This window comes from Chitinophaga sp. (assembly GCF_036569185.1).
Taxonomy (GTDB): Bacteria; Bacteroidota; Bacteroidia; order Chitinophagales; family Chitinophagaceae; genus Chitinophaga.
The window spans coordinates 1-14,329 of record NZ_DATCRD010000282.1; the positions used below are offsets into that span (position 1 = coordinate 1).

General features: G+C 47.9%; 11 protein-coding genes and 1 pseudogene. 1 reads left to right on the top strand and 11 read right to left on the bottom strand.

Features of this window, described 5'->3' with window-relative positions; translation table 11 throughout:
* Window positions 1-437 (top strand): annotated as a pseudogene (locus tag VIM72_RS21880) (RNA-binding protein); the annotation flags it as partial.
* A 46-nt stretch (window positions 438-483) separates the two neighbouring features.
* Here the strand turns inward: VIM72_RS21880 and VIM72_RS21885 are convergent.
* The 11 genes from VIM72_RS21885 to VIM72_RS21935 form a co-directional block, all read right to left on the bottom strand.
* Window positions 484-1,941, bottom strand: coding sequence for a hybrid sensor histidine kinase/response regulator (locus VIM72_RS21885; RefSeq protein WP_332004957.1), 1,458 nt, complete (start codon window positions 1,939-1,941; stop codon window positions 484-486).
* A gap of 51 nt (window positions 1,942-1,992) precedes the next feature.
* Window positions 1,993-3,414: a DHA2 family efflux MFS transporter permease subunit gene (locus tag VIM72_RS21890; RefSeq protein ID WP_332004958.1), complete on the bottom strand. Its 1,422-nt coding sequence runs from the start codon at window positions 3,412-3,414 to the stop codon at window positions 1,993-1,995.
* Window positions 3,411-3,758 (bottom strand): damage-inducible protein D, encoded by a 348-nt coding sequence (locus tag VIM72_RS21895; RefSeq protein WP_142683904.1) that lies wholly within the window; start codon window positions 3,756-3,758, stop codon window positions 3,411-3,413. Before VIM72_RS21895 ends, VIM72_RS21890 begins: the two co-directional genes overlap by 4 nt.
* Window positions 3,751-4,707 (bottom strand): J domain-containing protein, encoded by a 957-nt coding sequence (locus VIM72_RS21900; protein ID WP_332004959.1) that lies wholly within the window; start codon window positions 4,705-4,707, stop codon window positions 3,751-3,753. The genes VIM72_RS21895 and VIM72_RS21900 overlap by 8 nt, the downstream gene beginning before the upstream one ends.
* A gap of 197 nt (window positions 4,708-4,904) precedes the next feature.
* On the bottom strand, window positions 4,905-5,243 hold the full coding sequence (locus VIM72_RS21905) for a DUF6686 family protein (protein WP_332004960.1): 339 nt from the start codon (window positions 5,241-5,243) through the stop codon (window positions 4,905-4,907).
* A 417-nt stretch (window positions 5,244-5,660) separates the two neighbouring features.
* On the bottom strand, window positions 5,661-7,253 hold the full coding sequence (locus VIM72_RS21910; protein ID WP_332004961.1) for a RagB/SusD family nutrient uptake outer membrane protein: 1,593 nt from the start codon (window positions 7,251-7,253) through the stop codon (window positions 5,661-5,663).
* Window positions 7,254-7,277: 24 nt separating this feature from the next.
* The gene (locus VIM72_RS21915) at window positions 7,278-10,454 is read right to left on the bottom strand and encodes a SusC/RagA family TonB-linked outer membrane protein (RefSeq protein ID WP_332004962.1); all 3,177 of its coding nucleotides are present in this window, start codon (window positions 10,452-10,454) and stop codon (window positions 7,278-7,280) included.
* Between the two features lie 76 nt (window positions 10,455-10,530).
* Entirely contained in the window at window positions 10,531-11,478 is a 948-nt protein-coding gene (locus tag VIM72_RS21920) for a FecR family protein (RefSeq protein ID WP_332004963.1), read from the bottom strand.
* 90 nt (window positions 11,479-11,568) lie between these two features.
* On the bottom strand, window positions 11,569-12,123 hold the full coding sequence (locus VIM72_RS21925; RefSeq protein WP_332004964.1) for an RNA polymerase sigma-70 factor: 555 nt from the start codon (window positions 12,121-12,123) through the stop codon (window positions 11,569-11,571).
* 195 nt (window positions 12,124-12,318) lie between these two features.
* Entirely contained in the window at window positions 12,319-13,173 is an 855-nt protein-coding gene (locus VIM72_RS21930; protein ID WP_332004965.1) for a DUF4249 domain-containing protein, read from the bottom strand.
* Between the two features lie 10 nt (window positions 13,174-13,183).
* Window positions 13,184-14,329, bottom strand: a 1,146-nt coding sequence (locus VIM72_RS21935; RefSeq protein WP_332004966.1) for a TonB-dependent receptor, incomplete at its 5' end; no start/stop codon positions are given.

Below are 14,329 nucleotides of genomic sequence, written 5' to 3' on the forward strand. Positions count from 1 at the left end.
ACCGCAGCAATGAAAATCTCACCGTACAGGAAAAAGACCAGGTGAACATGGTGGTATACCGCCGTACCGATATCGGTTATGTAGTGATCATTAACAACCAGCATACAGGTATACTGCACCACAGTGATCTGTTCCGGCCTGTAGAAATAGGCGAAAAATTAACTGGCTTTATCCGCCAGATCAAAGACAATAAAATAGATGTGATTGCCGGGAAACCCGGGTTTAACAAGGTGGAAGACGAATCAGGGAAAATTCTCCGCCTGCTGCAGGAAAACAATGGATACCTCCCTTACCATGATAAATCCTCCCCGGAAGAGATCCAGGAATTTTTTGGTATGAGCAAAAAAACATTCAAAATGACCATTGGCAGCCTGTACAAACAACGGAAGATCGTATTTACGCAAACAGGTATTAAATCGGAAGAAGAAGATATATAAACAGCAGCAGCCGGCAGATACTTCACGATATTTGCCGGCTGCAACATTACTGGCTTTCGTTCGTTCCCGCTATCGGGAAACTCATCAGGAAACTGGTTCCTTCTCCCAATTCGCTATCCACTGCAATAGTGCCCTTGTGCTGGAGTATAATATTCTGGGTAGCCGTTAACCCAAGTCCTGTTCCTTTTGTTTTATTGGTAAAAAATGGCTCAAACAGCTTCGCCAGGTTCTGCGGAGAAATACCACTACCGTTATCGGTTATACGAACAAACACTTTTTCAGTATCCTGCCATGTTTTGATATCGAGCTTTCCTTCCCCGGCTTTCATGGCCTCAATACCATTGATGATGATATTCAGAAAAGCGATGAGGATCTTGTCTTCATCTGCCAGGATCATACAATCCGGCTCACCCATTTCCTTATTCACTGCAATAGCATTCAGCTGCAGCCTGTCTGCCGCAAGATCAAGCGCCTTTTCCACCAGCGCGTTCAATCCGAGGGGTACCATATTCAGCTCAGACATGCGTGTGGACTGGAGTAATTCTGTTACCAGCTGGTTGATGCGATGACAGTTGCGCTCCATGATATCCAGGTATAGCGCGGCATCTTCTGTTTCGGCGACCGGTTCTGTTTTCAGCTGGGAAACCGCCAGCAGGATATTGGTGAGCGGGTTGCGCACTTCATGCGCTATGAGCCGGGCAATGCGCCCGGTGATTACAAATTTTTCCTGTTGCTGCTTTTCCCTTTCTTTCCGTTTACGGGCTGTAATATCCTGGATGATGCACAGGTATAATTGTTTCTTCTCATCCAGCAATGAGGCATTGATCATTACATCCAGCTGTTGCCCGGACTTACTGCGGAATACATATTCCCTTTGCACTACTCCTTCTTTGCTGCAAAGCTGGTCCAGGAAATCGCCGATAACCCCCTGATCTGCAAACAGGCCCTGGAGATGGCTGTTATACAGCTCCGCTTCCTCATACTTCAACACGTTAAGCGCAGCCGGGTTGGCGGCTACTATCTTATGTTCACAGTCGGCCAGGAGAATAAGATCGTTGGATTTTTCGAAGATGCTGAAATACCGTTTCTCGCTTTTTTCAATCGTCTGCAGATGGCTGAATTTATCGAGCGTGTAACGGATGGCCCTTTCCAGCAAGGCGGCATTGATCTCGCTTTTAACCAGGTAATCAGAAGCACCTGCCTGCATAGCTTCCTTATCTATCAGGTAATCGCCTTTGCCGGTGAATAAAATAACGGGGGCTTTATATCCCAGGTTGCGGAAATGATGCAACACATCAATACCTGTGTAGGCGCCAAGGCGATAATCCACCAGGTAAAGATCATGCGCCCGGGTTTCAATTGCCAGCAGGCCTTCTTTGTAGGAAGAGACCCACTGCAGTACGTATTGATCGGGTGAAATGTCCTGTAATAAAGAGTTTACAAGGAAAAAGTCATCTTCATCATCATCGATCATCAATATATGCTTCTTACCATTTATTGCCATAAGCGCCGGAAAAGTTAACCTATCTCCACCAATAATCATGCACTAAAAGTATCAGGTATCAATATGCGCGTCCGTATCTTTCAACACTACATTCCTGCGGGGCAGGAACCATGCCGGGATCAGGGTTATCAGCAGTATAAAAAGGGAAATATGAAAACCCTGCTTCAGGGCAAGATGATGCGCATAATGGCCTTCCTGGCCCGCCAGCACATGTTTATTATAGGCCGCCTGGGTAACAATGGCCAGTACTGCAATGCCAATAGCCCCGCCTACCTGCTGCATCAAAGTGCTGACAGAAGAAGCCATGGTTACTTCGCTTGGGCGTACGGCGCTCAATGTGGCGGCATTCAGCGGGGCAAGTAAAAGCCCCATACCAAATCCCCTCACCGTCATGGCAATGATCACCGCGGTAAGACTGCTTCCTTTATCCAGCAAGGCAAACAGGTACATGGATACTGCCAGCAGGGCAATCCCCAACATGGATATTTCCCGGGAGCCATGTTTATCGGACCAGCGGCCTGCAAAAGGCATCATAGCAGCCATAAAAACGGAATTAGGCAATATCAGCAAGCCAGACATACCTTCCGAAAAACCCATCTGCTCCTGCAACAGGAAGGGCATGAGAAATAACCCGCCAAACAATGCAGCAGCCCGCGATATAGTAACGAGGATACAACTCACAAAAGAGTAATTGGCAAACAGACCGAGGTTAATGATCGGCTCTTTTTTGTGTTTGTCTATCCAGATAAAAAAAGCAAGCGCTATTACTGCCACGCCTAGCGTAGCCAGTATCCCGGGGGAAGTGATACCGATTACTTCCGCCCGCGCCACCCCATATTGCAGGCAAACCAGGAAAATGGTAAGGGCCACAAAACCGGTAAGGTCAAAAGGCAGTTTCAACCGGGGTTGCTTCCGCAGTATGCCCAGGTAACGGAAGGCCAGCGCCACTGTAAGTATCCCGATAGGAAGATTAATATAAAATATAGAGGGCCAGCCGAATTTTTCAGTGAGTATTCCTCCGAGCGTTGGGCCTATGGCCGGGCCTACCAGGTTGCCGAGGCCCCACCATCCCAGCACGGTACCACGCACCCTGGCGGGGAATACATAGGAAATGATGGCCATGGAAGTGGGCGCCATGGCCCCGCCTCCCAATGCCTGCACCACGCGGGCAGAAAGCAGGGAATCCAGGCTGGTGGATAAGGCGCACATTAAAGATCCTAAGGTAAAAAGGGAAATGGCGCCAATATAGAGATTAAAAAAGCCGATCCTGTTTTTCAGCCAGTTGGTAAGCGGCATCAATACGGAAAAGCTGAGCATGTATACGGTAATTACCCATTCAATTTCGTCGAGCGTACAGTTAAACTGCTTACTCATAACGGGAAGGGATATATTAACGATGCTGGAGTCGATCCCGGCCATAGTGGTGCCCATTATCACCACTATGAGGATGCCTGTCCGGTTGATGTCCCTCATACCCGGTCTTTCATCATAAATATCAGCTGGGCTTTCGCCACAAAAGGATTCAGCGGGTTGCAATTGATCATGAACAGGTAGGTAGCCAGTTCAGACAGCTGCCAGTCGGTGGTAAGCTCACCATCCCTGAAACAGTATACTTTTTTGAAGTTATAATCCACCGGTATGTTCAATGCCGCACAGGCATGCATAGCCCTGTCCAGCGGTTCCTGTTCCATACCGGATTGTCCGTATCCCAATTCCTGCATAATTTCGCTGGCGGTATACAGCAGGCGTGGATTATTAAGTTGTGAGATTCTTTCGGTGGAAATCACTTCTTCCAGATAATCAAAAAGTTTAAGCATGGCCATTCTCATTTAATTGTGAAAGTTGCTGAAACAATTCTTTTTCCTTGTCGGAAAGCTTCGATGGAATATGTACAACTGCCTTGATGTATAGATCTCCTGCCGTTCCGCTGTTGTCGTAAGCAGGCATCCCTTTGCCTTTTAAACGGAAAACCTTACCACTGTCTGTTCCTGCCGGTATATTCATATTCAGGGATGCGCCCGGTGTATTTACGGTTAACTTGCCTCCCAGTACAGCTGTATACAAAGGCACTGCCAAATCTGTATAAATATCTTTTCCTTTCAGTTCATACTGCGGATTTGCTGCCAGTTGAATGGTAATGAGCAGGTCGCCGTTTTCACCGCCTTTACGGCCCGGGTTCCCTTTTCCTTTTAAGCGGATCACCTGGCCTTCGTACAACCCGGGTTTCAGCTTGATATTGAGCCTGCTGCCCCCTACTTCCACCTGCCGGGTGGCGCCGGTATATGCATCTTCCAGGGATACTTCCATGGTTGCCTGTACATCACGGCCCCTGCCAGGCCCTTGTTGCTGCCGGCGGCCACCGCCTCCTGAAAACCTGCTGCCAAAAAGCTGTTCAAAGAAATCGGAGAAGTTGCCTTCCCCGGCGCCTCCAAACATATCATCCATATTGCCACTGCCATAGGAATAAGTGCGGCGCTGTCCGCCTCCACCGCCGAACTGCGACCAGTCATAATCTTCCGGCCGGCCTCCATGCTGCTCATAATACTTATAATTCTCCCCGAACTGGTCATATTTTTTCCGCTTCTCGGCATCGCTCAGCACTTCATAGGCTTCATTGATCTCTTTGAATTTATCTTCAGCGGCTTTATCACCGGGATTCTTATCGGGGTGATATTTTACCGCCAGTTTACGGTAGGCTTTCTTAATCTGTTCAGCTGTTGCTGTTTTTTCTACTCCCAGTATCTTATAATAATCCTTTACGTCCATAACTCTAAAACATGTTAAGGTGATAACTTGTTTTATGAATTTACGAATTAACAGGGAAAAAATAATTGGTGAACAGCCCCGGCTGTACCGGTACTGTTCACCACGGAAATAATGTCGCCACCCACGGCGCTCTTACTAGGCAACCCCACCTTAAACAGGGGAAACCGCTTTCAACAGGAAGGCTGAGGCCTTCACCATTAGCCGGCAGACTCGCACCCGGAGGAGGTTTCCAGGATATCGTACGCATCAATCAATGCCTGTGCTTCTGCTGTTATATTTGCCAGCGCTGTTATTTCAGCGGGAGTTACCAGCATCATTACATGATCGGCCGGCAGGGGCAAACAAATCATCTTTTCATTTTCTGCTGCATGATAGTGATCATCCGATAACCGGGCGACCATTCTTTTGAAACATTCAAACTCGGTGATATCAAGGTTAACAACCGTTGTACCAAAAGCTAACTGGATACCTTTGCAATGCGGGCAGCGGATCACGTATCCTGCGGCGCCGTGGTATAATGTCTGGTAATTACACATGGGCTATGGGTTTGTGCCTCCAGCGGCCGGTTCAGGGCCGCTGTCAGGACTTAATTCATCACTCTTTACCTCTTTAATGGAGGTGGCAAACAACGGATGCATAAACTATATACAGCTAATAACTCCGGGGTATTATTTACATCTCACAAAAATATAGCAGGAAACCGGGGTAGAATGATCGGATCAGGAAAACGACTTACGCAAACGGGAAAATCGCCTTCGGCGATTTAAATTGTCTTGGAACACTGATTACGCTGATTTTACTGATTAGCTTGATTTTTTTAAATAATTAAGGGAGATATATGCGCACCTATCCGCATATATCTCCCTTAAAAAAAATCTAAAAACAAAAATCAAACTAATCAGTAAAATCAGCGTAATCAGTGTTCCAAGACAATTTCCCCGCCGAAGGCGGCTTTAATACCCCGCATTCTGCACCAGCCTGGGGTTCAGCGTTATTTCATCCACTGGAATAGGATAAATGCGGTGCAGGGTATTGGCATCTTTCTTAAAGCCCCAGGTGCCTTCAAACGCGCCGAAACGGATCATATCATTTCTGCGCCATGCTTCCCAGGCCATTTCCCGGGCGCGCTCTTCCAGCAGGCCATTGAGGCTGATACCGCTTACCTGAGGGGCATGCGCACGGGTACGGATCTTGTTTACCAGTACATCGGCATCCTGCATTTCTCCATTTACAGCCGTGGCTGCAGCGCCTCTCAGGATGGCTTCTGCTTTCATCAGCAGCACATCTGCCAGCCTGAAAACGGGCACATCATTATTGGAGTTACGTTCAGAAGGCTCCGTGTTTTTATCAGGATAATATTTGATGGATCTTACACCGGCCGCCTTGGCCAGTTCATCATTGCCGATATCCATAGAGGAATCCACCCGCAGCACCATCTCCTTTGAAAAGGAAAGTTGCCAGCTGATCTTCTTATCCGGTTCAGCCCCGGTGTATTTATCGTTCAACCCTTTGTTAGTAGTGCTAATCATAATTGGCGACCCGTCTGGATTAAACTGTGGCCCTTCCAGCCAGGTATTATTGCGTACATCACCGGTTAAATTGAATTTTTCATAGAAGGAACCAATGGTGCTCATGGCAATGCTGGGGCGGAACGGCAGGGAATATTTTACCACCAGGTTAGGATGCAAACCAAAGCGGGAGAACTGGTTGCCCTTGATCACGTTCCCATCATATGGAATGGCAAAAATGGTTTCAGTGATTTTCGGACCGTTATCCGGCATAAAAATGCTGGCATAATCGGCATCCAGCGTATACTTCTTACTTACCAGGATACTGTCTGCCATAGCCACAGTTTCAACGTACCTGGGCTTGCCGGTGTACACAACAGAATTAAGATATAACTTTTCCAGCAGTGCAAAAGCGAACCATTTGGTAGGCTTGGAATAAGTCACCTGGCCTGTTTCAGTTCTCAGCAGCGGCAATACATCTTTCAGTTCTTTCTCTATAAAATTAAATACCTGCTCACGGGTAGATTGTTCCGGTGGCGTAGGATCTCCAAAGGTAGTAATGATGGGCACTTTGGCGTACAGGTCCATCAGGTAGAAATAATACAGCGCCCGCATTGCCTTCGCTTCTGCTATAGCGCGGGGCTTGGAATCGCTGTCGGGCGCCTTTTCAAAAAGCGCGATGATACGGTTGCAGGTGTTCACGCCGCCAAAAGCCCATTGCCACACATTTTTTACGGTGATGTGGTCCTGTGTCCAGGAGTGCCTGTGCAGCTGCATATACACACCGCCATCCACATAGTTACCACCGCGTGCGGGGATAATCGCTTCATCAGTAGAAAGCTCCTGCATCCGCCAGTAATCCACCGCATAACTGCTGCTAAGTTGCGTATAAATAGGTCCGGAGGCGGAGATGAATGCATCTGCTGTGGTAGGAAAATTTTCCTTTATGTATTCGGATTCCACATCCACATCCAGCTTGGTACATGCTGAAAGTAATGTAAAGCCGATTGTTATTCCGGTAATAAAAATGTTTTTCATGTAGCTGTTTTTAACCGTCATTTTTTAGAATGTTGCATTTAAGCCAAAGAGGAAGGAACGGGTCTTTGGATAAAAATTGCTGTTATCAATTCCCGGTGTAAGCCCGCCCATATTGATTTCCGGATCAATGCCCGAATACTTCGTAATTACGAAAAGGTTATTACCGGTAACGTATAAACGCAGTTTGCGGATATACTTGTTTTCCATTGGAATACTGTAACCTACTGTAGCATTATCGAGCCGCAGGTAAGAACCGTTTTCCAGGAAGCGGGAAGAAATAAAAGAGGCTTTGGTATCATTAGGTGATTCACCCTGTGAATACTGCGGGATATTGATGCTTCCCGCTTCGTTGGGAGCATTCAGGTTGGCCAGGGTAGCGTTCAGGATCTTGTTGCCGGATACGCCGCGTAAAAAGATGTTGGCATCAAAATTACGCCAGGTAAAACTGTTGCTCCAGCCGTAACTGAAAGCAGGTTGTGCGTCTCCGCTGTATACACGGTCGGTGGATGCGGGATCGGTGATCACATTTCCTTTGGAGCCCTGGTATTGTGATAATCCATCGGCATTTTTACCGAGGTATTGCCACAGGTAGAATGAGCCCAGCGCATAACCGGCTTCCACCCGTTGTGATTTATTACCTGATTGTCCACGACCGCCCAGTTCCGCAGTTTCGAGATATTTTACAGAGAAGATATCATTGGAAAGGGATAATACCCTGTTTTTATTATGCGCAATATTGGCGGAAGAAGTCCATGTAAAATGCGCGGTTTTCACCGGTACTGCATTCACCTGGAGCTCAATGCCTTTATTACTCATAGATCCTACATTGGCCAGCATGGTAGGAACAAAATACTGGGTAGTAGGCACGTTGTAGGAATAGATCAGATCGGTGGTGCGCTTGTCATAAACATCTAACGATAAGCCCAACCGTCCTTTCAGCGTGCTGAAGTCGATCCCGATATTCGCCATACCGGTACGTTCCCACTTCAGGTCGGGGTTATCATTCTGTACCGGGCCGATTCCATTGATCAGTTTTCCATCGTTATAGAATTTACCGGTGATGTCATAGCGGAGAATGGCAATCAGCGGATCAAATCCCAGGGAGTTACCTGTAACGCCATAGCCTGCACGAAGTTTCAGGTCATCTACCCAGGAAACACCGGAGAGGAAGCTTTCCTTATTGATTTTCCAGGCGCCTGATATGGCGGGAAAATAGCCCCAGCGGTTATTGGCGCCAAAGGCAGAAGAGCCGTCCCTTCTTACCGAAGCGGTGAGCAGGTATTTTTCATTGAACTGGTAATTAGCCCTTGCATAGAAAGAGATGAAGCGCAGTGTTTGTATACGGGTAGTGCCGAAATTGGGCAGGAATCCATCCACCGGGCTTCCCAGCCCGAGGTTATCGCCTTGCGTGGCGTCTGATACAAATCCCTGGTTGGAGGTCTGGAACCCGTCGCCACGACGGTCTTCCTGCCAGGAGTAACCGGCCAGTAAGCGGAGGTCATGTTTGCCCATGAGCTGGTCGTAGTTGAAATAGGTTTCCAGCACTTTCCTTGAATTCGTATAGGCGCTACGGGTAGCTCTTCCTTTAACGCCCTGCGCCAGGCCGGAGGCGCGGTTATTATAAATATCGCGGTTGATCTGTTCATCCTGCATAGATACGTTCAGGGTATAACGCAATCCAGGCAGCAGTTTCAGTTCAGCGCGGGCATTGCCCAGCATGATCTTGTTTTTGGTACGGTCGCTGTTATTATCTATCAGCGATACCGGGTTCAGGTAGTTGCGGGTACGGGAAAAATCCTCTTTATACGTGCCGTCGGGGTTAAAGATATTTACGGTAGGCATATAGTTCAGCATGTTCATGAACACCAGTTCAGGGATCTGGTTTTGCGTGCTTAAACTGTTGCTGATAGACAGGTTCAGTTTCAACAGGTCGTTGAAGGCACGTTGTTCCAGGTTGGCTCTTACGTTTAGCCGTTCCAGTGACGACGTTTTCATGATACCATTATTCTGCAGGTAGTTCACGCTTCCGTCGAATACTGTTTTCTCGTTGCCGCCCCCGAAAGAGATATTGTGGCTGTGCGACAAACCATTGCGGGTTACCAGCTTCTGCCAGTTGTTATTGGCTTTATCATCGTATGCAGGTGTGATCGTTTTTCCGTTGTCCTGCAGGTATTTGGTAAGCTCGCTGCTCGACATCATGTCGATGGAATTGGAAATATGCTCACTGGCTACATAGGCATTATAACTGATCCAGCTCTGGCCGGGCTTTGCACGGCGGGTGGTGATCATGATCACACCATTGGCAGCACGGGCCCCGTAAATAGCCGTGGATGCTGCATCTTTCAACACATCCATCGATACAATGTCTGAAGGCGATACCAATTGGATATTGGCGCCAGGTACCCCATCAATTACATAGAAAGGCTGTTGCGCCTCTCCTTCACGGAATGTAGAAGGACCACGCAGGATCACCGCCGGCGTGGCATTAGGATCACCGCTGCGGGTAATATTAAGGCCCGGTACTTTTCCCTGCAGCAGCTGCTCGGGTGAGCTGAATACGCCGGTGTTAAAATTCTCGGCGCCCACATGAGATACCGCGCCGGTAAGATCGCCTTTGGTTGTAGAACCATAACCTACTACTACCACGCTGCTTAACAGGCTGGCATCTGATTTCAGTTTCACCGCCACCCGTTGCTGCCCGTTTAAAATTATACGGGTAGATTTATAACCCAGGGAAGTAAACAACAACGTGTCGCCGGTATTATCTGCCTGCACGGAAAAGGCGCCATTGGGATCAGTAATGCTGCCCTGCGTATTTCCTTTTACCAGTACGCTTACACCGGGCAGGCCCGCACCGGTTTCTTCGTCAGATACCTTACCGGTAATGGTGGTTTTATTCTTTTCTTTTTTAATGATGTATACGCCTTCTGTAGCAGAGAACTGGAAGCCGCTGCCTTTCAGCAATGCGCGCAACACTTCTTCTATTGGCTGTGAGCGGAAATCCTGTGTTTTTACCAACAGGTTCTTTAACAAAGCTGCGTCGTACACAATATCAGCGCCGCTTTGTTGCTGCAGCAATTTCAGCGCATCTGCAAGCGGACCTGCATTGATGTGCAGTTCCTGTACAATGGCCGTTTTCTGCTGGGACATGACGCTACCGCATAGCGACAGCATAAGCGCTACAAGAAAAATCTGTTTCACAGAGCTCCTTGTACGCAAGTGAGTACTACGTACATTCATAAACGGATGTTTTAATTTCAGTTCAGGGAATAAATATTTATTGGTCTATAGTATAATTTCCTGCGCCGGCAGGTGTTATTTTCAGCTGATGATCCGTAAGATCTTCCAGTACATTTATGATCTGCGTAATCGTTAAGTGCATATTGAGCGATCCGCTGATTTGCCTGTCAACTGGCCTTTTAACGTGGAACTTCACCGGATAATAATTCTCCAGTAACATTAACACATCTGCCACCGGCATATTATCGAACACAATTTTATCCTGCTTCCAGCCATTGGTATCCGGCGGGGATACCGATAACTGTGAGAAAGTATAGTTACGCCTGCTAACCTGTAACAGCTGATTGGCGGTTAACACGCCCATTACCTGCCCTCCTTTGCTGACGCTCACTTTCCCTGTGCTCACGCCTATTTCCAGCAACTGCCGGGGATAGGCCCTGATATGGAATGACGTGCCCAGCACCAGCACCTGTAAGCTGTCGGTGATAACGCTGAAAGGATGATCCTGAGATGTTACAATATCAAAGAAGGCTTCCCCTGATACGAGCTGCACCTGCCGGTTGCCCGCAAAATGATCGGGATACTTCAGCACAGCATTGGCGCCCAGCCAGATCCGGCTACTGTCGGGCAACAGCAGCATTTTCTTTTCCCCGATGGCGGTACGCAGTTCCAGCCAGGCTATTTTTTGCGCCGCCCGGTTATTCATCAGCCACCAGCCACCTATGCCCATTACAAGCAATACAGCCGCAGCAACGGCTATTTTCTTCCACAGGGGATATACGGTGGCAGCTTGACCCGTCCGCTCTTTTATGACCTTTAAAATGCTGCGGCGCAGCTGTTCCCTGCTGCGTGCATCCTGCTCTTTCCCCGGACCGGCATCTTCTGCCAGTACATCCAGCCAGCTGGCAAGCAATTGCTCCTCTTCCGGGGTAGCTTTGCTATCCAGGTATTTGCTGATGAGTGCATTTATTTTTGATCGGATCAAGGTGTGGCGTTTTATGACTAGGTTGCACAAACCACCCTTTTTAACTATTGGGATTAACGGCTTAACATTATGGTAACACGGAGAGAAAGATCAGAGGAACATTAACAGGCGGTTCAGCAGCGGGCGGGCCTTCTTATAGGCGTTTCCCAGCTGGTTACGTACCGTTTGCTCGGCAGTACCATGCATCATGGCTATTTCCCGGATGCTCAGCTCATCAAAATGGTACCATTCAAATACCTGTCTTTCTTTTTCAGGTAAATGCTGAAGGTCCTGCTGCAGCTGGTTCAGGATATCTTTATGGATCAGGGTATTAAGGGTAAGCTCTGAGCGTAGCTCGCTATGGGTAACAAATTTTTCCAGGTGCTTTTCCTTTAATCCGTCGTCGCGGAATTTACGGAGGATCTGCTTTCTTACTGCGCTAAACAGGTAATAACGGATATGGGTATGCAGCTCCAGCTGCTGCCGGCGCTCCCAGATACTGGTGAACAAATCCTGTATGATATCGCGCGCATCTTCTTCACTACCTGTTACTTTAGCGGCATAGGCATACAGTTCTTCCCAGTAAGTATTGAAAATCAGCTCAAATAGTTTAAAATCACCAGTACGTAGCCGATGAATAAGATCAACGGGGAATTGTTCAGGCATACAAAAATATATAACCTAAAAATAGGGAGGTTTTTAAAAGAAAAAACGGGGTAACAAAAATATAGCGAAGTATTAATATAAGGGGACAAAACGCTTAAAGCATACCCGTTTCTGTATAAAAAGAAGCGCTTTACTATGATATTATCTTATTTATCAATATCATTGAAAGAATGTAGCTTTCTTTTAAACCGGTTGTTACTCTATTTTGAACACCATCTTCCTGGTGTTAATGCCTCCTACAATACCATAACCATTTGTAACATTACTGAATACTCTTACAGGCGAACCGGTAATCACGTTGCCGGATTCCCGTTGCGCCAGGAGTGTATGGAAATACTGGTAAGTGCTATAGGTGAGCGCGCTTACTTCCACTGTTATTTCACCGGCATTCATGATTGGCTCTGCTGTTTGCAGAACAAAGGTGACCTGTTTCCCGTTAAAGCGCTCATCATTCATGACAAGGCTGTTGTAATTTCCTTTGGTGAAGAAGTCGGCCAGGTTGTTATTGAAGGCCGGATCCAGCCTGAACAGCAGGAATGCTCCCTGCCCGGTGGCTGCATCTGTCATATAAATCCTCACCCGGTAATAATCTGCCGAAGCGGGATGGTCTTTCAAGGTAAACTGCACCCGGCTGCTGCTGCGCTGTGCGCCGGCATTGTAGGCCAATGGCGCCGGCGGCAGTGTATCCATGCCCGTTACTGCCTGCAGGTCCGGCGCCGTTACGGCTACTTTGTATTGCTGTCCCAGCACTGCTTTCCGGTCGGATACATAATACGAAAGCCCCTTTATCACCTGTGTTTGCAGGGGCCATACAGCTCCATCGCCGGATGTAAGGGTTACAGCGGCGCCGGAAATATCTTTATACCCTGCATCATCATATACGCTGGAAGGCACGCTGCGTGTTACCCGGATATACACTACACTATCCGGTTGTATCAGCGTGTTCACCACAATTTTATCGCCCTCATAAGGCAAACTGATCTCTTCTCTTTTTTCACATGCACTCAATAGCATGGCTAACCCGATCGCACCTACGAAAAAATATTTCATACACATCTCTTTAAAACTTAATCGCATAAGTGATACTGGGCAATATGGGCAGGATAGTTACTTTAGATAAATAACGTTGCTGCTGCACAGGATCTGCACTGATATAATAGTAATATGGATTCTTCCGGTTGTACACATTAAACACGCTCAGGTTCCAGCTCCTGCTCCACCGCTTTTTCTGCCTGCTCCATGTAATGCCCATATCCAGGCGGTGTATAGCTGCCCCGCGGTAATTGTTCCAGTTATCGTACCGGTCGATACCTGTATTACCGGTCCCCGGTTCCCAGGGCGAAGCACCTTCCGTACCGGCATAAGTAGACACCGGCAAGGTAAACGGCAGCCCGCTGTTAAAATGCCAGGAGGCGGAGAGCTCCCAATGCGGCCCCAGCTGTTGCACCAGTACCACTTCAATATCGTGACGGGTATCGTATCTGTAAGGATAAATTTCGCCGTTGTTTATACCGGGGAACCGGCGGGTAGACCAGGCCAGCGTATAGCCCACCCATCCTGTAGTACTTCCTTTCTTTTTCTGCAGCATCAGTTCCGCACCATAACTCCAGCCTTTACCCACTGTTACATTTTCATCCCATCGCGTTTCAACAGGCGCAAGAATGTTATTGCTCTCCTTACTTTCAATCATGTTGTGCATGGATTTGAAATATCCCTCCAGTGAAAATTCATACTTCCCGTTAGCAGTTGTTTTTGCCACCCCGGCAGCCACCTGTTTCGAGAACATAGGCGCCACGTTCTGCGTGGATGGCACCCATATATCAGTAGGCAGCGAGGTACCATTGCTGGAAAGTAAATGAATATACTGGTTCATATGCGTGTATGCCGCCTTTACAGCCCAGCTGCGTGGCAGCAGGTAACGCAGTCCCAGCCTGGGTTGTAGCGAAAAGTAAGAGCGTCCCTCCACCAGGAATCCCGATGCATGCAAACCGATGCTTGCATAAAGGTCAGACCTGATCTGCCAATTATCTTCTGCGTATAACGATAATTCCAGCCCGGTTACTTTCAGCGATTCCGCCAGCGTATCCAGTGGAGTAACGTGGCTGTCTTTATCTTCAAACACCGAGTTTCCCGGCTTGAAATTATGCATCGTGGAAATGGCTCCGAAACGTATGGAATGGCGGGGATCAGGGCGGTAATCAAAATC